The organism is Streptomyces sp. NBC_00569 (assembly GCF_036345255.1).
Taxonomy (GTDB): domain Bacteria; phylum Actinomycetota; class Actinomycetes; order Streptomycetales; family Streptomycetaceae; genus Streptomyces.
On sequence record NZ_CP107783.1, the window covers coordinates 4,537,379 to 4,561,114 of the forward strand.

Annotated in this window: 19 protein-coding genes, 1 tRNA gene and 1 pseudogene; 5 read left to right on the forward strand and 16 right to left on the reverse strand. The window is 67.2% G+C overall.

Annotated features, from left to right (window positions below; translation table 11 throughout):
* Positions 1–37: 37 nt before the first annotated feature.
* From fusA to rpsL, 3 genes are read right to left on the reverse strand one after another with little or no spacing between them, the layout of a single operon-like run.
* Complete coding sequence (fusA, locus tag OHO83_RS20345) at positions 38–2,164, reverse strand: elongation factor G (RefSeq protein ID WP_266673333.1); 2,127 nt, start codon at positions 2,162–2,164, stop codon at positions 38–40.
* 39 nt (positions 2,165–2,203) lie between these two features.
* Positions 2,204–2,674, reverse strand: a complete 471-nt coding sequence (gene rpsG / locus OHO83_RS20350) for a 30S ribosomal protein S7 (protein WP_116511074.1) — start codon at positions 2,672–2,674, stop codon at positions 2,204–2,206.
* Positions 2,675–2,676: 2 nt separating this feature from the next.
* Positions 2,677–3,048 (reverse strand): 30S ribosomal protein S12, encoded by a 372-nt coding sequence (gene rpsL, locus OHO83_RS20355; protein ID WP_003948652.1) that lies wholly within the window; start codon positions 3,046–3,048, stop codon positions 2,677–2,679.
* 363 nt (positions 3,049–3,411) lie between these two features.
* On the opposite strand from rpsL, the pseudogene OHO83_RS20360 reads away from it, so the two are divergent.
* Together OHO83_RS20360 and OHO83_RS20365 are read left to right on the forward strand one after the other, a co-directional pair.
* Positions 3,412–3,864: pseudogene (locus tag OHO83_RS20360) on the forward strand (Crp/Fnr family transcriptional regulator); the annotation flags it as partial.
* On the forward strand, positions 3,821–4,546 hold the full coding sequence (locus tag OHO83_RS20365; RefSeq protein ID WP_330279693.1) for a hypothetical protein: 726 nt from the start codon (positions 3,821–3,823) through the stop codon (positions 4,544–4,546). The pseudogene OHO83_RS20360 and the gene OHO83_RS20365, both read left to right, overlap by 44 nt.
* Positions 4,547–4,897: 351 nt before the next feature.
* Here OHO83_RS20365 and OHO83_RS20370 read toward each other — a convergent pair whose 3' ends face one another.
* The 11 genes from OHO83_RS20370 to OHO83_RS20420 all read right to left on the reverse strand — a co-directional run bounded on the left by OHO83_RS20370 (position 4,898) and on the right by OHO83_RS20420 (position 19,023).
* Positions 4,898–8,797, reverse strand: coding sequence for a DNA-directed RNA polymerase subunit beta' (locus OHO83_RS20370; RefSeq protein WP_266673328.1), 3,900 nt, complete (start codon positions 8,795–8,797; stop codon positions 4,898–4,900).
* Between the two features lie 122 nt (positions 8,798–8,919).
* A complete protein-coding gene (rpoB, locus tag OHO83_RS20375; protein WP_266673326.1) occupies positions 8,920–12,405 on the reverse strand; it encodes a DNA-directed RNA polymerase subunit beta in 3,486 nt (1,161 codons plus the stop codon).
* A gap of 676 nt (positions 12,406–13,081) precedes the next feature.
* Positions 13,082–13,465 carry a 50S ribosomal protein L7/L12 gene (gene rplL / locus OHO83_RS20380; RefSeq protein ID WP_266673324.1) on the reverse strand — a complete coding sequence of 128 codons (384 nt, stop codon included), beginning with the start codon at positions 13,463–13,465 and terminating at the stop codon, positions 13,082–13,084.
* Positions 13,466–13,575: 110 nt separating this feature from the next.
* A complete protein-coding gene (gene rplJ / locus OHO83_RS20385; protein ID WP_100594899.1) occupies positions 13,576–14,106 on the reverse strand; it encodes a 50S ribosomal protein L10 in 531 nt (176 codons plus the stop codon).
* A gap of 277 nt (positions 14,107–14,383) precedes the next feature.
* Positions 14,384–15,235 carry a DUF1396 domain-containing protein gene (locus tag OHO83_RS20390; RefSeq protein ID WP_330279694.1) on the reverse strand — a complete coding sequence of 284 codons (852 nt, stop codon included), beginning with the start codon at positions 15,233–15,235 and terminating at the stop codon, positions 14,384–14,386.
* Between the two features lie 60 nt (positions 15,236–15,295).
* A complete protein-coding gene (locus OHO83_RS20395) occupies positions 15,296–16,015 on the reverse strand; it encodes a hypothetical protein (protein ID WP_330279695.1) in 720 nt (239 codons plus the stop codon).
* Positions 16,016–16,155: 140 nt separating this feature from the next.
* Positions 16,156–16,884: a 50S ribosomal protein L1 gene (gene rplA / locus OHO83_RS20400; RefSeq protein ID WP_116511096.1), complete on the reverse strand. Its 729-nt coding sequence runs from the start codon at positions 16,882–16,884 to the stop codon at positions 16,156–16,158.
* An 82-nt stretch (positions 16,885–16,966) separates the two neighbouring features.
* The gene (rplK, locus tag OHO83_RS20405; protein ID WP_100594902.1) at positions 16,967–17,401 is read right to left on the reverse strand and encodes a 50S ribosomal protein L11; all 435 of its coding nucleotides are present in this window, start codon (positions 17,399–17,401) and stop codon (positions 16,967–16,969) included.
* Between the two features lie 177 nt (positions 17,402–17,578).
* Entirely contained in the window at positions 17,579–18,475 is an 897-nt protein-coding gene (gene nusG, locus OHO83_RS20410; RefSeq protein WP_330279696.1) for a transcription termination/antitermination protein NusG, read from the reverse strand.
* Between the two features lie 78 nt (positions 18,476–18,553).
* Positions 18,554–18,841, reverse strand: a complete 288-nt coding sequence (gene secE, locus OHO83_RS20415) for a preprotein translocase subunit SecE (RefSeq protein ID WP_100594904.1) — start codon at positions 18,839–18,841, stop codon at positions 18,554–18,556.
* Between the two features lie 109 nt (positions 18,842–18,950).
* Positions 18,951–19,023, reverse strand: a tRNA-Trp gene (locus tag OHO83_RS20420).
* 190 nt (positions 19,024–19,213) lie between these two features.
* Between OHO83_RS20420 and OHO83_RS20425 the strand changes: the two genes are divergently transcribed.
* On the forward strand, positions 19,214–20,452 hold the full coding sequence (locus OHO83_RS20425) for a pyridoxal phosphate-dependent aminotransferase (protein WP_266673318.1): 1,239 nt from the start codon (positions 19,214–19,216) through the stop codon (positions 20,450–20,452).
* Between the two features lie 150 nt (positions 20,453–20,602).
* On the forward strand, positions 20,603–21,631 hold the full coding sequence (locus OHO83_RS20430) for an adenosine deaminase (protein ID WP_116511102.1): 1,029 nt from the start codon (positions 20,603–20,605) through the stop codon (positions 21,629–21,631).
* A gap of 18 nt (positions 21,632–21,649) precedes the next feature.
* Here OHO83_RS20430 and OHO83_RS20435 read toward each other — a convergent pair whose 3' ends face one another.
* Both OHO83_RS20435 and OHO83_RS20440 read right to left on the reverse strand, forming a co-directional pair.
* Positions 21,650–22,375: a DsbA family protein gene (locus OHO83_RS20435; protein ID WP_266673317.1), complete on the reverse strand. Its 726-nt coding sequence runs from the start codon at positions 22,373–22,375 to the stop codon at positions 21,650–21,652.
* Between the two features lie 31 nt (positions 22,376–22,406).
* Positions 22,407–23,003, reverse strand: coding sequence for a TetR/AcrR family transcriptional regulator (locus OHO83_RS20440; RefSeq protein WP_266673316.1), 597 nt, complete (start codon positions 23,001–23,003; stop codon positions 22,407–22,409).
* 88 nt (positions 23,004–23,091) lie between these two features.
* On the opposite strand from OHO83_RS20440, the gene OHO83_RS20445 reads away from it, so the two are divergent.
* Entirely contained in the window at positions 23,092–23,724 is a 633-nt protein-coding gene (locus OHO83_RS20445) for an NAD(P)-dependent oxidoreductase (RefSeq protein ID WP_330279697.1), read from the forward strand.
* The last annotated feature ends 12 nt before the right edge of the window (positions 23,725–23,736 follow it).

Genomic DNA, 23,736 nt, shown 5'->3' on the forward strand with positions numbered 1-23,736 from the left:
CGGTCGGTGTCAAGCCTAAAGCGTGAACTCGGGTGAGTTACTCGCCCTTGGCCTTCGCGATGATCTCCTCGGCGACGTTCCGCGGAACCTCGGCGTAGGAGTCGAACTGCATCGAGTAGCTTGCGCGACCCGACGTCTTGCTGCGGAGGTCTCCGACGTAGCCGAACATCTCCGAGAGGGGAACGAGGCCCTTCACGACACGGGCGCCACTGCGCTCCTCCATGGCCTGGATCTGGCCACGGCGGGAGTTGATGTCGCCGATGACCTCGCCCATGTAGTCCTCGGGCGTGGTGACCTCAACGGCCATCATCGGCTCGAGCAGTACGGGCTTGGCCTTGCGCGCGGCCTCCTTGAACGCCTGCGAACCGGCGATCTTGAAGGCGAGCTCGGAGGAGTCGACCTCGTGGTAGCCACCGTCGAGAAGGATGACGCGGACGCCAGTCATCTCGTAGCCGGCCAGGATGCCGAACTGCATGGCCTCCTGCGCACCCGCGTCCACCGACGGGATGTACTCCCGGGGGATGCGGCCACCGGTGACCTTGTTCACGAACTCGTACGTGGCGTCGCCGCTGTCGATCGGCTCGATCGCGATCTGCACCTTGGCGAACTGACCGGTACCACCGGTCTGCTTCTTGTGGGTGTAGTCGTGACGCTCGACGGCCTGACGGATCGTCTCGCGGTAAGCGACCTGCGGCTTGCCGACGTTCGCCTCGACGCGGAACTCGCGCTTCATGCGGTCGACGAGCACCTCGAGGTGAAGCTCGCCCATACCACCGATGATGGTCTGGCCGGTCTCCTCGTCCGAGTGAACCTGGAAGGAGGGGTCCTCCTCCGAGAGACGCTGGATGGCGACACCCAGCTTCTCCTGGTCGCCCTTGGACTTCGGCTCGATGGCGACCTGAATGACCGGAGCCGGGAAGTCCATGGACTCCAGGATCACCGGGCTCTTGTCGTCACAGAGCGTCTCACCCGTGGTGGTCTGCTTCAGACCCATGACGGCGACGATGTCACCGGCGCCCACCGACTCGATCTCCTCACGCTTGTTCGCGTGCATACGGTAGATCTTGCCGATGCGCTCCTTCTTGCCCTTGACGGAGTTCAGCACGGCGGTGCCGGACTCCAGGCGGCCCGAGTAAACCCGGACGAAGGTGAGCTTGCCGAGGTGCGGGTCGCTCATGATCTTGAACGCCAGCGCCGACAGCGGCTCGTCGTCGGACGGCTTGCGCTTGACGACCGTCTCCACGTCCTTGACGTCGTGGCCCTCGATGGCCTCGACGTCCAGGGGAGACGGCAGGTAGCGCACGACGGCGTCGAGCAGGGGCTGAACGCCCTTGTTCTTGAACGCGGTGCCGCAGAACACGGGGGTGACGGTGGTGTCGCCGCCCTTGCCGGAGGCGATGGTGATGCGACGCACGGCCGCGTACAGCTGGTCCACCGAGGGCTCAGTGCCCTCGAGGTACAGCTCCATCATCTCTTCGTCGTTCTCCGCGACGGCCTCGAGCAGCTTGCCGCGCCATTCCTCGGCAGCCTCGGTGTGCGTGGCCGGGATGTCGACGATGTCGTACGCCTCGCCCTTGGCGGCCTCGGCCGACCAGACGAACGCCTTCATCGTGACGAGGTCGACAACACCCTGGAAGTCCATCTCAGCGCCGATGGGCAGCTGCATGACGAGCGGGGTGGCACCGAGGCGGTTGACGATCATGTCGACGCAGCGGTGGAACTCGGCACCCGTACGGTCGAGCTTGTTGACGAAGCAGATACGCGGCACGCCGTAGCGGTCCGCCTGACGCCAGACAGTCTCGGACTGGGGCTCAACGCCGGCAACGCCGTCGAACACCGTCACGGCACCGTCGAGGACGCGGAGCGAACGCTCCACCTCGACGGTGAAGTCCACGTGGCCCGGGGTGTCGATGATGTTGATGGTGTGGTCGACATCGTTCAGCGGCCAGTGACAGGTGGTGGCAGCAGAGGTGATCGTGATGCCACGCTCCTGCTCCTGCTCCATCCAGTCCATGGTCGCGGCGCCGTCGTGGACCTCACCGATCTTGTACGAAACACCGGTGTAGAACAGGATCCGCTCGGTGGTCGTCGTCTTGCCCGCGTCGATGTGAGCCATGATGCCGATGTTGCGCACCTTGGCCAGGTCAAGTGAAGTGGTAGCCATATCGGCTCAGTCTTCTCTCGGTCTCGATGTGGGTAGCGACTACCAGCGGTAGTGCGCGAAGGCCTTGTTGGACTCGGCCATCTTGTGGGTGTCCTCACGCTTCTTGACGGCAGCGCCAAGACCGTTCGAGGCGTCGAGCAGCTCGTTCATGAGGCGCTCGGTCATGGTCTTCTCGCGGCGGGCGCGGGAGTAACCCACGAGCCAGCGCAGCGCGAGCGTGTTGGCGCGACCGGGCTTGACCTCGATCGGCACCTGGTAGGTGGCGCCACCGACACGGCGGGACTTGACCTCGAGGGTCGGCTTGATGTTCTCCAGCGCGCGCTTCAGCGTGATGACCGGGTCGTTGCCCGACTTCTCACGCAGACCCTCCATGGCGCCGTACACGATGCGCTCGGCGGTGGAGCGCTTGCCGTTCAGCAGCACCTTGTTGATGAGGGAGGTCACCAGAGGAGAGCCGTAGACCGGGTCGATGATGACCGGGCGCTTCGGGGCGGGGCCCTTACGAGGCATTCTTACTTCTCCTTCTTGGCGCCGTAGCGGCTGCGGGCCTGCTTGCGGTTCTTGACACCCTGGGTGTCAAGCGAACCGCGGATGATCTTGTAACGAACACCAGGCAGGTCCTTCACACGGCCGCCACGCACGAGCACGATGGAGTGCTCCTGCAGGTTGTGTCCCTCACCCGGGATGTAGGCCGTGACCTCGATGCCGCTGGTCAGACGCACACGCGCGACCTTACGGAGGGCCGAGTTCGGCTTCTTCGGGGTGGTCGTGAACACACGCGTGCAGACGCCGCGACGCTGGGGCGAACCCTCGAGTGCGGGCGTCTTGTTCTTCTCGACCTTGTCCTGCCGGCCCTTCCGGACCAGCTGCTGGATCGTAGGCACTACTTCTCCGGTTTCTGTGTGCCGAATAGTAAAGCTAACCTGGAACATTTCCCGACCCACGCGGTCGGGTGTGTCGAATACTGTGAACTCCCGCCGCCAAGCGGGAAGGGCGCAGATTACGGCGGCCCGTCGCGGACTCCCGTAGCGGCTGACGACACGCACAGGAGCCCAGGCACACCCCAGGCACAAGGTCTGAGCGTACCTACCTCATCGGGTTCGGTCAAAACAAATGCAGTCCACCGCGACACGCCGGACTTCTCGCACCCCCGAACCATCCGTTCGTGGCCCGATCCCGGCCATTCCATGTTCATGCACCACTCGATCTGAGTAGCTTGATCGCTCGCTGTAACGATCGGCGGGCACATGACAGGGGCGTATTCACCGAGTGACGGAGGTCTCGACGACCGCGTCCCTTTCCTGGCCCGCCCGGAGAGCGCGGACCGCTCGGTCCCCCTCGCTCTCGGCCGGGAACTGAGCTTCTCGCCCCGCATCGAACTCCTGCACCAGCACGAGCCCTCGTCGCACGTCCTGTTCATCGTGCACGGCTGGACCAAGGTGACCGCGTCGGCCGCCAACGGTTACGAGGCCCTGCTCGCCCTGCGCGGTCCCGGCGACGTCATCGGAGAGTCCGCCGCGCTGACGGGCCGGCCCCGGTCGGCGACCGTGACCGCCCTCGAACCCGTACGGGCCGTCGCCGTGGCGCACGAGCGGTTCACCGACTTCCTCGGCCGCTCCCCCGCCGCCTCCTTCGCCCTGCTCGGGCATCCATCAGTTGGCGCGGCCGGTCGGCCGCGGCTTCCCGATCGAGGACAGCTCACGCGCCGAGCGCGCGGTCCAGGAGGCGGTGGAGGCCGGCGGCTTCGCGGCGGGCATCGGCCTGCCCGTCACCTGCGTCCTGCGGCTGCGCCTGGACGACGAGGCGATCGCGCACCGGCGCAAACAGCGGAGCCTGCGCTACAAGACCGACCGGCTCGACCCGGCGCACGAGTTCCGGCTCCGCCAGGCCCGGCAGCAGCACGAGCTGGAGGTCCTGCGCCAGCAGCAGGACCAGGAACTGGTCTCCGCGAAAATCGACTTCTACCGGTACTGGCCCCAGCACGGCGGCGTCGGAGCGTGGGCCCTTCACCTCCCCCAGCACCCCGAAGACACGCGGCTGGTCGTGACCAGCAGCCAGAAAGACCAACTCTCGCTCATCAAGGACGAGTTGGAACTGATCGCCAGGGACTCGCCGGAGGACTTCCAGAAGGCGGAGTCCGCCCGCGCGCTGCTGCCGGCGGTCAACCACTTGATCGAGCAGGGAGCCTCCCGCTCAGGGGCAGGCTCCCTCTCAGGCTCCGGTGGGGCAGGGAGCGGTGCCCGGGCACCCGTACGCGCCTCCCACGACCGGCATGCCGTACGTCCCCCAGCAGGCGCCCGGGGCCCCCTACGGGCCCTACGCGGCCGCCGGGCCGGCCCCCGCGGTGCCCCGGGTTCCCGGCTCGGGCGAGGCCGAGCCTGAAGCGGGCCGCGCCTGAGCGCCCCCCGACGCCCCGCCCGAACCCGCCGTCACCCTCGGCTCACGCGCCGGCGAGCGGCTGCTCGGCGAGTTACGGGGCGAGATCGCCCGCGTATCCCGGTACGGCCGAGCTCCCGCCCTCCGCCCCCGATGACCTCCACTACCGCACCTCGGCGTACGCGTTCACGTCGCGGCGCTTCAGCGTGGGGCCGATGCCACCGCGATCGGGCAGCTGGCGACCCAGGTTCCGGGGTTCCTCGGCCCACCCGCTGACCGCCGCCGCACACTCCCGGAAACGCCGAAGGGCGCCCACCCCGTGAAAACGGAGTGGGCGCCCTTCGTCAGACATACGCCTTACTGGTTGTACGGACCGTAGTCGTAGTCCTCCAGCGGAACGGCCTGGCCGGAGCCCGTGCCGAACGGCGAGTAGTCGATGTCGTCGTAACCGACGGCCGAGTACATCGCGGCCTTGGCCTCTTCGGTCGGCTCGACCCGGATGTTGCGGTAGCGGGACAGACCCGTACCGGCCGGGATGAGCTTACCGATGATGACGTTCTCCTTGAGGCCGATGAGGCTGTCGGACTTGGCGTTGATCGCCGCATCCGTCAGGACTCGGGTCGTCTCCTGGAAGGAGGCGGCCGACAGCCAGGATTCCGTCGCCAGCGAGGCCTTGGTGATACCCATCAGCTGCGGACGGCCGGAGGCGGGGTGACCGCCCTCGGTGACCACACGACGGTTCTCGGTCTCGAACTTCGAGCGCTCGACGAGCTCGCCCGGCAGCAGCTCCGCGTCGCCGGACTCGATGATCGTCACGCGGCGCAGCATCTGCCGGATGATGATCTCGATGTGCTTGTCGTGGATCGACACACCCTGCGAGTTGTAAACCTTCTGGACTTCGCCGACCAGGTGGACCTGGACCGCACGCTGACCGAGGATCCGCAGCACGTCGTGCGGGTTCGTGGCACCGACGGTGAGCTTCTGGCCCACCTCGACCGCGTCGCCCTCGCCGACCAGGAGACGGGCACGCTTCGAGATCGGGAACGCCGTCTCGTCGCTGCCGTCGTCCGGGGTGACGACGAGCTTCTTGGTCTTCTCGGTCTCCTCGATCCGGACGCGGCCCTTGGCCTCCGAGATCGGGGCGACACCCTTCGGCGTACGAGCCTCGAAGAGCTCGACGACACGGGGCAGACCCTGGGTGATGTCGTCACCCGCCACACCACCGGTGTGGAAGGTACGCATCGTCAGCTGGGTACCGGGCTCACCGATGGACTGGGCGGCGATGATGCCGACCGCCTCACCGATGTCGACCAGCTTGCCGGTGGCCAGCGAGCGTCCGTAGCAGAAGGCACAGGTGCCGACCGCGGACTCACAGGTCAGGACCGAGCGGGTCTTGACCTGCTCGACGCCGTTGGCGACCAGCGCGTCGATCAGGACGTCACCGAGGTCGACGTTGGCCGGCGCGATGACCTTGCCGTCGATGACGACGTCCTCGGCCAGCATGCGGGCGTACACCGAGGTCTCGACGTCGTCCGTCTTGCGCAGCGTGCCGTCGGCTCCGCGCTCGGCGATCTTCAGCTTGAGGCCACGCTCGGTACCGCAGTCCTCTTCGCGGATGATGACGTCCTGCGAGACGTCCACCAGACGACGGGTCAGGTAACCCGAGTCGGCGGTACGCAGGGCGGTGTCCGCCAGACCCTTACGGGCACCGTGCGTGGAGATGAAGTACTCCAGAACGGTGAGGCCCTCACGGAAGGACGCCTTGATGGGACGAGGAATCGTCTCGTTCTTGGCGTTGGACACCAGACCACGCATACCCGCGATCTGACGCATCTGCATCATGTTTCCTCGGGCACCCGAGTCAACCATCATGAAGATGGGGTTCGTCTTCGGGAAGTTCGCGTTCATCGCCTCGGCAACCTCGTTGGTCGCCTTGGTCCAGATCGCGATGAGCTCCTGAGTGCGCTCGTCCTTGGTGATCAGACCGCGCTCGTACTGCTTCTGGACCTTCTCGTCCTGCGCCTCGTAACCCGCGACGATTTCCTTCTTCGCCTCGGGAACGACGACGTCGGAGATGGCCACGGTGACACCGGAACGGGTCGCCCAGTAGAAGCCGGCCGCCTTCAGGTTGTCGAGCGTCGCCGCCACGATGACCTTGGGGTAGCGCTCGGCGAGGTCGTTGACGATCTCGGAGAGCTGCTTCTTGCCGACCGAGTAGTCGACGAACGGGTAGTCCTCGGGCAGCAGCTCGTTGAAGAGCGCGCGGCCCAGCGTCGTCCGCAGACGGAAGCTGTCGCCCGACTGGTACTCCGCCTCGCCCTCCTCGGCAACCGGCGGGGTCCAGCCGCGCGGCGGGATGGTGCCCACCGGGAAGCGGATGTCGACGGCCGACTGCAGAGCGAGCTCGCCGGCGTCGAACGCCATGGTCGCCTCGGCCGTGGAGCCGAACGCACGGCCCTCGCCCTTGACGTCACGGAGCTCACCGTCGGTGGTCAGGAAGAACAGACCGAGGACCATGTCCTGGGTCGGCATCGTGACCGGACGGCCGTCGGCCGGCTTGAGGATGTTGTTCGAGGACAGCATCAGGATGCGGGCCTCGGCCTGCGCCTCCGCGGAGAGCGGCAGGTGCACGGCCATCTGGTCACCGTCGAAGTCCGCGTTGAACGCGGTGCAGACGAGCGGGTGGATCTGGATGGCCTTGCCCTCGACCAGCTGCGGCTCGAAGGCCTGGATGCCGAGGCGGTGCAGCGTCGGCGCACGGTTCAGGAGAACCGGGTGCTCGGCGATGACCTCTTCCAGGACGTCGTACACGACCGTGCGGCCGCGCTCGACCATGCGCTTGGCGCTCTTGATGTTCTGCGCGTGATTCAGGTCGACCAGGCGCTTCATCACGAACGGCTTGAAGAGCTCCAGTGCCATGGCCTTGGGCAGACCACACTGGTGCAGCTTCAGCTGCGGGCCGACGACGATGACGGAACGCGCCGAGTAGTCGACTCGCTTGCCGAGCAGGTTCTGACGGAAACGACCCTGCTTGCCCTTGAGCATGTCGGACAGCGACTTCAGCGGACGGTTGCCGGGGCCCGTGACCGGGCGACCACGACGGCCGTTGTCGAAGAGCGCGTCGACGGCCTCCTGAAGCATGCGCTTCTCGTTGTTCACGATGATCTCGGGGGCACCGAGGTCAAGGAGTCGCTTCAGGCGGTTGTTGCGGTTGATCACGCGGCGGTACAGGTCGTTCAGGTCGGAGGTCGCGAAGCGGCCACCGTCCAGCTGCACCATCGGACGCAGGTCCGGCGGGATGACCGGCACGCAGTCGAGCACCATGCCCTTGGGGCTGTTGCTGGTCTGCAGGAACGCGGAGACGACCTTGAGGCGCTTGAGCGCACGGGTCTTCTTCTGGCCCTTGCCGGTACGGATGATCTCGCGGAGGCGCTCGGCCTCCTCCTCGAGGTCGAAGGACTCCAGGCGCTTCTGCAGGGCAGCGGCACCCATGGAGCCGTCGAAGTACGTGCCGAAGCGGTCACGCAGCTCGCGGTAGAGCAGCTCGTCACCTTCGAGGTCCTGGACCTTGAGGTTCTTGAAGCGGTTCCACACCTCGTCGAGGCGGTCGATCTCGCGCTGCGCACGGTCGCGCAGCTGCTTCATCTCGCGCTCAGCACCTTCGCGCACCTTGCGGCGCACGTCGGCCTTGGCACCCTCGGCCTCGAGCTCGGACAGGTCGGTCTCGAGCTTCTTGGCGCGGGCCTCCAGGTCGGAGTCGCGACGGTTCTCGATCTGCTGACGCTCCACCTGGACGTGCGCCTCGAGGGAGGGCAGGTCGCGGGTGCGGCGCTCCTCGTCCACGAACGTGATCATGTACGCCGCGAAGTAGATGACCTTCTCGAGGTCCTTCGGGGCGAGATCAAGCAGGTAGCCGAGGCGCGACGGAACGCCCTTGAAGTACCAGATGTGCGTGACCGGCGCGGCCAGCTCAATGTGGCCCATCCGCTCACGACGCACCTTGGCGCGAGTGACCTCGACGCCGCAGCGCTCGCAGATGATGCCCTTGAAGCGGACACGCTTGTACTTACCGCAGTAGCACTCCCAGTCCCGGGTCGGACCGAAGATCTTCTCGCAGAAGAGTCCGTCCTTTTCGGGCTTGAGGGTGCGGTAGTTGATGGTCTCGGGCTTCTTGACCTCGCCGTGAGACCAGGTCCGGATGTCGTCCGCGGTGGCAAGGCCGATCCGCAGCTCGTCGAAGAAGTTGACGTCGAGCACTGTGCGTCAATCCCTCTTTCGGGGTTGTGCCCCTCGCGTTAGCGAAGTAAGGCGCTTCATCATGGTCTGAACGGTCCCGGGGATGGCCGGGGGCTCCTTGTGGGAGCCCCCGACCAGGCCCGTCAGACCTCTTCGACGCTGCTCGGCTCGCGCCGGGACAGGTCGATACCGAGCTCCTCCGCCGCGCGGAAGACGTCCTCGTCGGTGTCGCGCATCTCGATGGACATGCCGTCCGAGGACAGCACCTCCACGTTGAGGCAGAGCGACTGCATTTCCTTGATGAGCACCTTGAAGGACTCGGGAATGCCCGGCTCGGGAATGTTCTCGCCCTTGACGATGGCCTCGTAGACCTTCACGCGGCCGGTCACGTCATCGGACTTGATCGTCAGGAGCTCCTGGAGGGCGTAAGCGGCACCGTAAGCCTCAAGCGCCCACACCTCCATCTCACCGAATCGCTGGCCACCGAACTGAGCCTTACCACCCAGCGGCTGCTGGGTGATCATGGAGTACGGACCGGTCGAACGGGCGTGGAGCTTGTCGTCGACCAGGTGGTGCAGCTTGAGGATGTACATGTACCCGACCGAGATCGGGTCCGGGAACGGCTCACCGGAGCGGCCGTCGAACAGCTTGGCCTTGCCGGACGGCTGGACCAGACGGTCACCGTCGCGGTTCGGGATCGTGGCCTCGAAGAGACCGGAGATCTCGTCCTCACGGGCACCGTCGAAGACCGGGGTCGCGACGTTGGTACCGGGGGCGACCTGGTCGGCGCCGATGGCCTGCAGGCGCTGGGCCCACTCGTCACCGAGGCCGGAGACGTCCCAGCCGCGGCTGGCGAGCCAGCCGAGGTGGATCTCCAGAACCTGTCCCGGGTTCATTCGGGACGGCACACCCAGCGGGTTGAGGATGATGTCGACCGGAGTTCCGTCCTCGAGGAACGGCATGTCCTCGATCGGAAGGATCTTCGAGATAACACCCTTGTTGCCGTGGCGGCCGGCGAGCTTGTCACCGTCCGTGATCTTGCGCTTCTGCGCCACGTAGACACGAACCAGCTGGTTCACGCCCGGCGGCAGCTCGTCGCCCTCTTCACGGTCGAAGACGCGGACGCCGATGACCTTGCCGATCTCACCGTGCGGCACCTTCAGCGAGGTGTCGCGCACCTCGCGCGCCTTCTCACCGAAGATCGCGCGGAGCAGGCGCTCCTCGGGCGTCAGCTCGGTCTCACCCTTGGGCGTGACCTTGCCGACGAGGATGTCGCCGGCGACGACCTCGGCACCGATACGGATGATGCCGCGCTCGTCGAGGTCGGCGAGGACCTCTTCGGAGACGTTCGGGATGTCCCGGGTGATCTCCTCCGGGCCGAGCTTGGTGTCACGGGCGTCGACCTCGTGCTCCTCGATGTGGATCGAGGAGAGGACGTCGTCCTGCACGAGGCGCTGCGACAGGATGATCGCGTCCTCGTAGTTGTGACCCTCCCACGGCATGAACGCCACGAGCAGGTTCTTGCCGAGCGCCATCTCGCCGTTCTCGGTCGCGGGACCGTCGGCCAGGACCTGGCCCTCGATCACGCGGGCGCCCTCGTCCACGACAACCTTCTGGTTGACGGAGGTGCCCTGGTTGGAGCGCGAGAACTTCGCGAGGCGGTACGTGGTGTACGTGCCGTCGTCGTTGGCGGTGGTGATGTAGTCCGCGGAAACCTCCTGGACCACACCGTCCTTCTCCGCCTTGAGCACGTCGCCCGCGTCAGTGGCGCAGCGGTACTCCATGCCCGTGCCGACGAGCGGCGCCTCGGACTTGATGAGCGGAACGGCCTGACGCATCATGTTCGCGCCCATGAGGGCACGGTTGGCGTCGTCGTGCTCGAGGAACGGGATCATCGCGGTCGCGACCGACACCATCTGGCGCGGCGAGACGTCCATGTAGTCGACGTCGTCGCCCGGGATGTAGTCGATCTCGCCGCCACGACGGCGGACCAGGACGCGGTTCTCGGTGAACCGCATGTCCTCGCCGAGGCCGGCGTTGGCCTGGGCGATCACGAAGCGGTCTTCCTCGTCCGCGGTCAGGTAGTCGACGTCGTCGGTGACGACGCCCTCGACGACCTTGCGGTACGGCGTCTCGACGAAGCCGAACGCGTTGACGCGACCGTAGGAGGCCAGCGAACCGATCAGACCGATGTTCGGGCCTTCAGGCGTCTCGATCGGGCACATGCGGCCGTAGTGAGACGGGTGCACGTCACGGACCTCGAAGCCGGCCCGCTCACGGGAGAGACCACCCGGGCCAAGAGCCGACAGACGGCGCTTGTGGGTGAGACCCGACAGCGGGTTGTTCTGGTCCATGAACTGCGACAGCTGGCTGGTGCCGAAGAACTCCTTGATGGAGGCGACGACCGGCCGGATGTTGATCAGGGTCTGCGGCGTGATCGCCTCGACGTCCTGAGTCGTCATGCGCTCGCGGACGACGCGCTCCATACGAGCCAGACCCGTGCGGACCTGGTTCTGGATGAGCTCGCCGACGTTGCGCAGACGACGGTTGCCGAAGTGGTCGATGTCGTCGGTCTCGACGACGATCGAGACACCGCTGTCGCCAACGGTCTCGGTCTCACCGGCGTGCAGCTTCACCAGGTACTTGATCGACGAGATGATGTCCTCGACGGTCAGGACGCCGGCGTCCAGCGGGGCTTCGCCGCCCAGCTTCTTGTTGACCTTGTAGCGGCCGACCTTCGCGAGGTCGTAGCGCTTCGGGTTGAAGTAGAGGTTCTCGAGCAGCGTCTGCGCGGCCTCACGGGTCGGCGGCTCGCCCGGACGCAGCTTGCGGTAGATGTCGAGGAGCGCGTCGTCCTGGCCCTGGGTGTGGTCCTTCTCCAGGGTGGCGCGCATGGACTCGTACTCGCCGAACTCCTCGAGGATCTGCTCGGTCGTCCAACCGAGAGCCTTCAGGAGAACGGTGACGGACTGCTTGCGCTTGCGGTCGATGCGGACACCGACCATGTCGCGCTTGTCGATCTCCATCTCGAGCCAGGCACCCCGGGACGGGATGACCTTGGCCGAGAAGATGTCCTTGTCGGACGTCTTGTCGATCGAGGAGTCGAAGTAGACGCCCGGCGAGCGGACGAGCTGCGACACAACGACACGCTCGGTGCCGTTGATGACGAAGGTGCCCTTGTTGGTCATGAGCGGGAAGTCGCCCATGAAGACCGTCTGGGACTTGATCTCGCCGGTCTCGTTGTTGGTGAACTCGGCGGTGACGAAGAGCGGGGCGCCGAACGTGAAGTCGCGCTCCTTGCACTCGTCGATCGAGTTCTTCGGCGGCTCGAAACGGTGGTCGCGGAACGTCAGGGACATCGACCCTGAGAAGTCCTCGATCGGAGAGATCTCCTCGAAGATCTCCTCCAGACCGGACTTCCTGGGGACGTCCTGTCCGCTTTCCAGAGCCGCCTCGACACGAGCCTTCCACGCGTCGTTGCCGAGCAGCCAGTCGAAGCTTTCGGTCTGCAGCGCAAGAAGGTTCGGAACCTCGAGGGGCTCCTTGATCTTTGCAAAGGAAATGCGCAGCGGGGCGGTGCTGGCGCCGTTGTTCGTATTCGCGGTCGAGGCAGTGCGCGAGGCGGCCAAGAGGGGGTCCTTCCGAGGGCTCGGACTCACTACGCGCGTACCGGTCCCAAGCTGGCACGGAGGCGGAAGCTTCCCGAATCGGCCGGTGAGGGCCAGGTCAGGACGGCTTCAGTCCAACAGTGCTGGAGCGAGGGCATGCCCCTGGTGACGGGCAGGGAGCAGCTAACAGGCAGCGCAAAGGGTCAGTGTAGCCACTTGGCTCACTGATGTCCAGTGCGGGTTTTTTGAGACCCTCGTTGTCCTCAACGACCCTCGTCAGACCCTCGTTGTTCTCAACACCTGCGACACGTCACCACGTCGCTCGTGGCGCGCACATCCTTACTGCCCTCTTCGTCGTCGATCCATGCCTCGGATTCGGATCGTTGTGACGACGCGTCCTGAGAATTGCGCGCTGCGTGCGGTTCGTCAAGGCCCCCTCCTGTACGAACGGGGCTGCCCCGACCCCCGCACTCACCAGCAGGCACCCGCCGGCGCCCGCTCCAGGCACCGGCTCCAGGCACAACGAAGATCACCATACTCGTCGGGACCGTCAGTGCAAGGCAGGCGAACTGGAACGCCGAGCGGCCGTCCGAAAAGCCTGAAGGGCGACCACCCAGTTGGGTGATCGCCCTTCAGTACGTTCGCGTTACAGCCCTACGCGAGAGCCGCTCCGCAAGGAGTCAGCAGACTCCTGAGGTCACTTGACCTCGACGGAGGCGCCGGCGCCCTTGAGGGACTCGGCGGCCTTCTCAGCGGCCTCCTTGGCGACCTTCTCGAGGACGGGCTTCGGGGCGCCGTCGACGAGGTCCTTGGCCTCCTTGAGGCCCAGGGAGGTGAGCTCGCGCACGACCTTGATGACCTGGATCTTCTTCTCGCCGGCGCCGGTGAGGATGACGTCGAACTCGTCCTGCTCCTCGACGGCCTCAGCAGCGGCACCCGGGCCGGCCGGACCGGCAACGGCGACGGCCGCGGCGGCGGTGACGTCGAACTTCTCCTCGAAGGCCTTCACGAACTCGGAGAGCTCGATGAGGGTCATCTCTTCGAACTGCGCGAGCAGGTCGTCCTGGGACAGCTTCGCCATGATGGCGTCCTTCCACTAATTCGGCTGGTGCCGATGTACATGTAGGCGGGCGTACGTTCGGCCCGCTGCGACCGACGCCCTAGTGGGCGGCGATCATTGCGCGAGCCGAGTTACTCGGCACCGCCCTGCTCGTCGCGCTTGACGCGAAGCGCCTCCGCAGTGCGGACGAACTTCGACGGGAGCGCCTGGAAGACCTGAGCAGCCTGAGTCTGCTTGCCCTTCATGGCGCCCGCCAGCTTGGCGAGCAGAACCTCGCGGGACTCGAGGTCCGCGAGCTTCTTGATCTCATCGGCGGACAGTGCCTTACCGTCAAGGACACCGCCCTTGATGATGAGGTTGGGGTTGTCCTTGGCGAAGTCACGAAGACCCTTCGCCGACTCCACCGGGTCACCGGTGACGAAGGCAACCGCTGTCGGACCCGTGAACAGGTCGTCCAGCGTGTTGATCCCGGCCTCGTTGGCCGCGATCTTGGTCAGCGTGTTCTTCACCACGGCGTACTCGGAGTTCTCACCGAGGGAACGGCGCAGCTGCTTGAGCTGGGCCACGGTGAGACCCCGGTACTCGGTCAGCACGGCGGCGTTCGAGCTGCGGAACTTGTCCGTGAGCTCGGCTACCGCGGCAGCCTTGTCGGGCGTCGGCATAAAGCGTCGGCCTCCTTCCGGGTGATGAGGACCGCTCAGAAGGGGCTGTACAAAACAAAACGCCCCGGCGCAGGCGCACGGGGCTCAGCTCGACCGGAACGAGTCCGGGAACTTTCCACAGTCACCTGCGCAGGTCGTCCGCTTTCAGCAGATCCTTCGGTCACCGCTTCCTCTTGCGAGGGCACGGCAACGACCAGCGGTCTTTGGCTTCTCGAGGAGATTACGTGACGGGGTCCGTCTCAGGCAAATCCGCCCTTGCCGACCCCCGCCCGGACGCTCAACTGCTGGTCGCGCCCTTCATCATCTGCGCCAGATCCACCACGTCCGCGGCGGCCGGAGCCCGCACGGTGACCGGCTTGTCGTAGGCGAAGAAGGTCATCGTCATGTCGAAGCGGCCCTTGTCCGCCGCGCCGCGGGTACGGAAGCGCTTGGTGCGGTCGTCCTGGTCGACCCACAGGTCCACCACGAGCTTGTCGACGCCCAGGACCTCGTACACCGAGAGGTTCTGGTCGCGGCGCTTCCTGGTGGCCGCGTCCTCGTCCTTGTAGCTCTCGCGCATCTGGTCCAGCGTGACGGTGCCCTTGTAGTGCGCGGTCTGCTCGCCCTCCACGCTCTCCTCGCCGACGCGTTCGAGGTCCTTGGAGCCGTTGAGGAACGTGACCTGCTCGGCCGGGTTCTGGTTCACCTGGCCGGCCAGCGGGTTCGTCGCCGCGGCCTCCTGCGCCGCGGGCCCGGAGATGTCGAACTTGAGCCAGCTCCTGCCGTCCGTCTCCTTGGCCGCACTCCTGCCGCCCCCCATGTACAGCGCGCCGCCGGTGACGCGCATCTCCAGGGTGCTGTCGGAGCCCTGGTCGGGCGAGGTCATCCTCATCCGCATCGCCATCGGCTTCACGCTGATCGCGGCCTCGCCGTCGATCCGGCCCGAGCCGGGGACCTCGCCGGTCATCCGATAGCCGAACGACGTCAGCCGCTCCCCGTTCTCCGTGGCCTTGAGGACGGCGGCGGCCGCCGCCGTCCGCGGCGAAGAACCCGCCTTCCCGTCGCCCCCCGACGACGTACAGGCGGTGGCCCCGCCACCCAGCACCGCGGCGGCGGCCAGTACGGTCCCCGCCGCTCTGTTCACTGTCATGACACCCCACCCCAAGAACAGATGATCGATACACGTAGGTGGGCGCACGATACCGAAGGCTCAGGCGGCGGGCTTTCGATCAACGACGTCCTTGAAGTCGACCGTGTCCCGTGACGGCGGGCGCTCCGCCGAGGCGCGGGCGCCGTAGTCGGCGTAGTGCACCGTCCCGCAGAAGGCGCCGGAGGCCGTATCGGCCCGCTGGACGCGCTTCACCAGGCGGTCGCCGCGGTCGATCCACACGTCGACGCGCTGCCCGTGGGCCGAGCCCGTGTAGTGCGTCGCGCGGACGCCACGCACGGTCTCCGGGCCCACCTCGCGGGCGTTCCCCGAGGACAGCAGCAGCTTCAGAGAAGCCGCCGGCGAGAGGTCGGCCCCGGAATCGTACGGGTACCTGATCCAGTGCTTGCCGCCCGACAGCGCGGCGAACTTGTCGGTCATACGCGTGTAGTACGCGTCCGGCAGGAAGCGGGACTGGGACGGGGAGCCGCCCATGAGCCGCGTCGTCGAGGCCATCGAGCCGCCGGTCGTGGTCACCCGCAGAGTGCCGCGCAGCCCGCCCGACCAGCGCAGGACGCCCACGCTCCGCGAGGACAGGCTGGTGCCCGTGCTGCTCGTCGCCTCGATCCTCGCGGACCCGGCGGCGGCGACCTCCGAGCGTGCGGCCTCGATCGCCCCGGTGACACTCTCGTCGCGCTCGGGCGCCTCGTGCGTGCCGCAGGACACCAGGCCGGCCATCGTCAGGCAGACCGTCGCGTGCCGCACCCATGTCCTGCCGTTCATACACTCCCCCGCCGAGACCCAGGTCGACCCCGCACGCTAGCGGAGCGCACCCGCGGCCGGAGGGGTTAGCGGGAAAACGGGAACGGGCCCCGCACCTCGAAAGGTGCGGGGCCCGAGCCGACTTGGCTGAGCTGTCAGGCTCAGACCGCAGCCGGGTCCTCCTCGGTGAGGAGGTTGCGGGTGCGGTTCGGGTCGACCGGAACGCCGGGGCCCATCGTGGTGGCGATGGCGGCCTTCTTGATGTAGCGACCCTTGGCGGCGGACGGCTTCAGACGAAGGATCTCGTCCAGGGCCGCGCCGTAGTTCTCCACCAGCTGGGTGTCGTCGAAGGACACCTTGCCGATGATGAAGTGGAGGTTCGAGTGCTTGTCGACGCGGAACTCGATCTTGCCACCCTTGATCTCGTTCACGGCCTTGACCACGTCCGGGGTCACGGTGCCGGTCTTCGGGTTCGGCATGAGGCCACGGGGACCGAGCACGCGGCCGAGGCGGCCGACCTTGCCCATGAGGTCCGGGGTGGCGACAACGGCGTCGAACTCGTTGAGGCGGTTGCCCTTGGAGATCTCGTCGATGAGCTCGTCGGAGCCGACGATGTCGGCGCCCGCGGCTTCCGCGGCCGCAGCACGGTCACCGGTCGCGAAGACCAGGACCCGGGCGGTCTTGCCGGTGCCGTGCGGGAGGTTCACGGTGCCACGGACCATCTGGTCGGCCTTGCGCGGGTCGACACCCAGACGGAAGGCGACCTCGACGGTGCCGTCGAACTTCGTCGCGGAGGTCTCCTTGGCGATACGGACGGCCTCGAGCGGGGCGTAGAGCTTGTCCCGGTCGATCTTCGCGTCCGCAGCGCGGAGAGTCTTGCTGCGCTTCACTTCTACTCCTGGAGTTCAGGTATGGAGTTCGTGGTGCGGACCAGCGCTGGCCCTACCACTGAAAGGTCAAACGGGGTGAGGATCAGCCCTCGACCGTGACGCCCATGGAACGCGCGGTACCGGCGATGATCTTCGCGGCGGCGTCCAGGTCGTTGGCGTTCAGGTCGGCCATCTTGGTGGTGGCGATCTCGCGGACCTGCGCGTCGGTGATCTTCGCGACCTTGGTCTTGTGAGGCTCGCCGGAGCCCTTCTCGATACCCGCGGCCTTGAGGATCATCTTGGCGGCCGGGGGCGTCTTGGTGATGAAGGTGAAGGAGCGGTCTTCGTAGACCGTGATCTCCACCGGGATGACCCAGCCACGCTGCGACTCGGTCGCGGCGTTGTAGGCCTTGCAGAACTCCATGATGTTGACGCCGTGCTGGCCCAGCGCGGGACCAACCGGCGGGGCCGGGTTGGCGGCACCGGCCTGGATCTGGAGCTTGATAAGCCCCGTGACCTTCTTCTTCTTGGGAGGCATTGCTCTCTCCGGGTCCTAGTGAGAGTTTTCAGCCGACCACCCGGTCATCCGGATGGAGGCATACCGCACAACGATAACGGGTATCGGTGTGCAGCTAAAAACCGAGCAGGTCAGACCGGCTTTGAGAGCCCGTCTGACCTGTTCGGAAGTGCTTGTTCCAGAAGGTGCCGGTAGGGGCTAGTTCTTCTGGATCTGGTCGAAGCTGAGCTCGACCGGAGTCTCGCGGCCGAAGATCTCGACGAGGCCCTTGACCTTCTTCGAGTCGGCGTTGATCTCGTTGATCGTCGCCTGCAGCGTCGCGAACGGGCCGTCGGTGACGGTGACCGAGTCGCCGACCTCGAAGTCCAGGACCTGGACCTCGACCTTGCGGGACGGAGCCGGCTTGCCCTCGGCCTCGGCGGCCTCACGGGCGGCCTTCTCCTCGGCCTCCGGGGCGAGCATCTTGACGATCTCGTCCAGGGTCAGCGGGTACGGGTCGTAGGCGTTGCCCACGAAGCCGGTGACGCCGGGAGTGTTGCGGACGACGCCCCAGGACTCGTTCGTCAGGTCCATGCGCACCAGCACGTAGCCGGGGAGCTTGTTCTGACGGATGGTCTTGCGCTCGCCGTTCTTGATCTGCGCGACCTCTTCCTGCGGCACCTCGGCCTGGAAGATGAAGTCCTCGACGTTCAGCGAGACGGCGCGCTGCTCGAGGTTGGTCTTCACGCGGTTCTCGTAACCGGCGTACGTGTGGATGACGTACCACTCGCCGGGCAGCGTGCGCAGTTCCTCGCGCAGGGCGACGATCGGGTCGACCGGCTCGGACTCCTCGGCGGACTCCTCGTCGGCCTCGGCCTCGGGGGCGTCCTCGTCGGACAGCTCGGCGGCGTCGTCCTCGGCGTCGTCCTCGAGGGACTCCTCGGCGGCTTCGACCTCGTCCTCGGCGTGCTCGTCAGCCTCAGTGGCTGCCTCGTCGGCAGCCTCGGCCTGGACCGTGTCCTCGGCGTTCTCGGCGTCCGCCGCCTCGACAATGTCGAGCTCGTCCTCAACGGACTCGACGGGCTCGATCGCCTCGTTCAGGTTCGGGTCAGACACTGTGGCTGCTTCTTCCTGGATACATAGGGGTGGAACACGCGAAATGGGGCGCCGGGTACGGCGCCCTTCGCTATCGGCTCAGCCGAAGATGTACTTGACGGCGTGGTTGAAGCCATAGTCAATCACGGTTACCAGACCGATCATGATGACGACGAACACGATCACCACACTGGTGTACGTGGTGAGCTGGTTGCGAGTCGGCCAGACAACCTTGCGGAGCTCCGCGACGATCTGGCGGTAGAAGAGCGCGAGACGGCCGAAAGGGCCCTTCTTTCCGCGCTTGCCACCCTTACGGGGCTTCTTCTGGGACTCCGGCGCCTCATCCTGGGCATCAGGCATGTCGATGGAGCCCACGGCGTCCGTCACGCGTCCTCACCTGAATTCCGGGTCGTGGCCGTGCCGCGCCCGGTTGAGCCGCACGGCGGTGCATTTGCAGTACGTACATGCGCACACGTCCTGGCGAAGGAGTGTGTAGCAGGGCCGGAGGGACTTGAACCCCCAACCGCTGGTTTTGGAGACCAGTGCTCTACCAATTGAGCTACGACCCTTTGTCTGCCCCAACGTACCGCATCCTTCCGACTGCACGTCGTGTGCCGAAAGAGAGCGGCCGGTGAAGGCCAACGAGCAGTGAGTGTACGTGTTCCGCGGCCCTCCGTCGAACAGAAAGAAGCGGGCCAGTCGTTGATCGTCCGTGAAACCCGTGTGCCGGCCGGGTTTCCGGTCTGGAACGATGGGGTTATGAGCGCTGCTGCTACTCCTTCCACTTCGCCCACCGAGCGCCGGGTCTCCGCCCGTATCGGCGCGATCTCCGAGTCCGCGACCCTCGCCGTCGACGCCAAGGCCAAGGCCCTCAAGGCCGCCGGGCGTCCGGTCATCGGTTTCGGCGCGGGCGAGCCCGACTTCCCGACCCCGGACTACATCGTCGAAGCGGCCATCGAGGCCTGCAAGAACCCGAAGTACCACCGGTACACGCCCGCCGGCGGTCTGCCCGAGCTGAAGGCCGCGATCGCCGCGAAGACGCTGCGCGACTCCGGCTACGAGGTCGACGCCTCGCAGGTCCTGGTGACCAACGGCGGCAAGCAGGCCATCTACGAGGCCTTCGCCGCGATCCTCGACCCGGGCGACGAGGTCATCGTCCCGGCGCCGTACTGGACGACGTACCCCGAATCGATCCGTCTCGCCGGTGGCGTCCCGGTCGAGGTCGTGGCCGACGAGACGACCGGGTACCGCGTCTCCGTGGAGCAGCTGGAGGCGGCGCGCACCGAGCGCACCAAGGTCGTCCTGTTCGTGTCGCCGTCGAACCCGACGGGCGCGGTCTACAGCAAGGCCGACGCCGAGGCGATCGGCCGCTGGGCCGTCGAGCACGGCCTGTGGGTTCTCACGGACGAGATCTACGAGCACCTGGTCTACGGCGACGCCCAGTTCACGTCCCTGCCGGCGCTCCTGCCCGAGCTGCGCGACAAGTGCATCGTCGTGAACGGCGTGGCCAAGACGTACGCGATGACCGGCTGGCGTGTCGGGTGGATCATCGGCCCGAAGGACGTCGTGAAGGCCGCGACCAACCTGCAGTCGCACGCCACGTCGAACGTGTCCAACGTCGCGCAGATCGCCGCGCTCGCCGCCGTGTCCGGCGACCTGACGGCCGTCGCGAAGATGCGCGAGGCCTTCGACCGCCGCCGCAAGACCATCGTGCGCATGCTGAACGAGATCGACGGCGTGTTCTGCCCCGAGCCCGAGGGTGCCTTCTACGCGTACCCGTCGGTGAAGGAGCTGCTCGGCAAGGAGATCCGCGGCAAGCGTCCGCAGGACTCCGTCGAGCTGGCCGCACTGATCCTGGAGGAGGCCGAGGTCGCGGTGGTCCCGGGTGAGGCCTTCGGCACGCCGGGCTACCTGCGTCTGTCGTACGCCCTGGGCGACGAGGACCTGGTCGAGGGTGTCTCGCGGATCCAGAAGCTGCTCGCCGAGGCGCGCGACTGACGCGTCTTCCGCGTGATGCGGGCCGCCTCCGGGATTCCCGGGGGCGGCCCGTTTTTCGTCCGGATCCTCGGTTCGGATTTTCTTTCGGACAAGGCCACGAAGGGGGAAAGCCGCTTCCCGGGCGATGGGTGCATGCGGCAAGATCCTGGAATGGAGCGTGTACCACGTGATGTAAGGCAGCTGCCCAAGGCCCATCTTCATCTGCACTTCACCGGGTCGATGCGGCCCACGACCCTGCTCGAACTCGCCGACAAGTACGGCGTCAGACTGCCCGACGCCCTGACCGGGGCCGAGCCGCCGAAACTGCGGGCCACCGACGAGCGCGGCTGGTTCCGTTTCCAGCGGCTGTACGACGCCGCGCGGTCCTGCCTGCGCGAGCCCGAGGACATTCAGCGGCTGGTGCGCGAGGCCGCGCTGGAGGATCTCGCGGACGGGTCGGGGTGGCTGGAGATCCAGGTCGACCCGACGTCGTACGCGCCGCGGCTCGGGGGCCTGATCCCGGCCCTGGAAGTCATCCTGGACGCCGTCGAGACCGCCTCGCGCGACACGGGTCTCGGCATGCGGGTCCTGGTGGCCGCCAACCGTATGAAGCATCCGCTGGACGCGCGCACGCTGGCCCGCCTCGCCGTGCGGTACGCGGACCGCGGCATCGTCGGCTTCGGGCTCTCCAACGACGAACGGCGGGGCATGGCGCGGGACTTCGACCGCGCGTTCGCCATCGCCAGGGAGGGCGGCCTCCTTGCCGCGCCGCACGGCGGCGAGCTGACCGGGCCCGCCTCCGTACGCGACTGCCTGGACGACCTGGAGGCGGCGCGGATCGGGCACGGGGTGCGGGCCGCCGAGGACCCGCGGCTCCTGAAGCGGCTCGCGGACCGGGGAGTGACCTGCGAGGTCTGCCCCGCCTCCAATGTCGCCCTCGGCGTCTACGAGAAGCCCGAGGATGTACCCCTGCGCACTTTGTTCGAGGCCGGGGTGCCGATGGCGCTCGGCGCCGACGACCCGCTCCTGTTCGGCTCGCGCCTGGCGGCCCAGTACGAGATCGCGCGCCGGCACCACGACTTCGACGACGCCGAACTGGCCGAGCTGGCGCGGCAGTCGGTGCGCGGCTCGGCGGCACCGCAGGACATCAAGGCGAAGCTGCTGTCGGGGGTCGACGACTGGCTGACCGCCGCCCCCTGATCAGGTCCGGTGCGTCTGTCACTGGGGCAGGGTCGACGTCCCGACGGCCAGCGGAACGTACTCGGGGTCGAACATCAGGTTCCACCGGTCCTCCTTGAGGAGGGTGCCGTTCACCGCGAAGGCCGGGGTGCCGGGCGCCTCGTCGGCCTCGAAGGCCTTCTGTGAGGCGGTGACGAAGGAGCGGTACTTCATGCCCTTCACCGCCGCGTCGAACTCGGCGCCGCGCAGGCCCTTCACGCGTGAGGCCATGCGGAGCAGGAACGCGTCGGTGTAGCCGTCGACGGCCTCCTGCGGCTGCTCCTGGAAGAGGAGGTCGTGGTACTCGACGAACTTCCCCTGCTCCAGGGCGGCCCGCAGCGCGTTGGCCGCCTTCTTCGAGCCCTTGCCGCCCAGCCGGTCGTCGAGGAAGGACGCCAGGGTGTACTCGGTCCTGACCTCGCCGTGGAGGGTCATCTTCCGCAGCGCGCCCGCGCCGCCGTCCTCCTCGAACTCGCCGCAGACGGGGCAGCGCAGGTCCTCGTAGACCCGTACGACGGTGTCCGCGCGGGATGATCCGACGACGACCGTCGTGCCGTCGGCGGCGAGGTGTTCGGGCAGGTGCCCGGAGCTCGCGTACCGCTCGGGCTTCCCGTCGACGGTCGCGTCCCCGCCGGACGATCCCCGGCCGCATCCCACGGCGACCGCGCCCGTCAGCGCCGCGACCAGCACCGACATGGCGGCCCGGCGCCCTCTTCCACGCAGCATGATCTTGCCCTCCCCAGAAAGAATGGGGACTCTATGCGATCCCTGTGAGCAGGGTGCGGGCGAGGGATGCGGCGAACTCGTCCAGCGGCTGCGGGGGCTTGCGGTCGGGGGCCATGTCGTACGCGAACGCCCGCTGGGCGCAGGCTCCGAGGAGGAGGGACGCGGCGGCGTAGGTGTCGGCGTCGCGGCTGACACGGCCCGCGTCCTGCTCGGATCTGAGGTAGGCGTCCAGGCCCTGGATCGGGCGGTGGGGGCCCGTGCCCATCTCCCGCAGCGCCTCCTCGTGACGGCGCTTGAGCTGGGGTTCCGCGTACAGGGAGGCGGCCATCGGGAAGGTCTGCTCGTAGAAGAGGGCGGCCTCGCGGGCGATCTCCGTGAGGTTCTCCTCGACGCTCTTCGCGCCCGGCTCCTTGGACAGCTCGGCCAGGAGCGGTCCGAGCTTGGGCAGCCGCTCGCTCAGAACGGTCACGAACAGCTCTTCCTTGTTCGCGAAGTACTTGTAGAGCGCCGCTTCCGAACAGTCCGCCGCCTTGGCGATCTCCTTGGTGGTGGCGCGGGCGAGACCGATGCTCAGCATGAGTTCATGGGCGGCGTCGACGATGCGGACCCGGGCCGGCTTCTGATGCATGCGGGCTCCAACTGAGCTTGACGAGCGGGTGAGTAGCCACTCACTCTAGAGGGTGAGTGAACACTTACCCACCCTAGGAGGGTGTGCCATGAGGATCACTGTCTTCGGAGCGACCGGCGGCATCGGCCAGGAGATCGTCCGGCAGGCACTGGCATCGGGCCATCAGGTCACCGCGGTGGTCCGTGACCCCGCGCGGTTCACGGTGACGGGCGCGGGCCTGGAGGTGTTCCGGGCGGATGTGCGGGACCCCGAGGCGCTGCGCCCCGCCGTCGCCGGGCGCGACGCGGTCCTGTCCGGGCTCGGCGCCCGCAGGCGCGCGGACGCGGGCATCGCGGCCGAGCTGACCCGGTCGGTGCTGGGCGCGGTGGAGGCCGAGGACGTACGGCGTCTGCTCGTCGTCAGCGCGGCGCCGGTCGGCCCCGAACCCGAGCGCTCACCGCTCCTCGACCGCGCCATGCTCGGCGTCATCAACTCGCTGCTCAAGCCCGTCTACGACGATCTGCGGGCCATGGAGGCCGAGCTCGCGGCCAGCGCCACGGACTGGACCTCCGTACGCCCGCCGAAGCTCACGGACAAGCCGCTCACGGGCACCTACCGGACCGTGGTCGGCGGGAATCCGCGCAGCGGCCGGAGCATCTCGCGGGCCGACGTGGCCCACGCGATGCTGGCGATGATCGACGACCCCGCGACGGTGAAGCAGGGCGTGGGGGTCGCCTACTAGCGGGTCACAGGA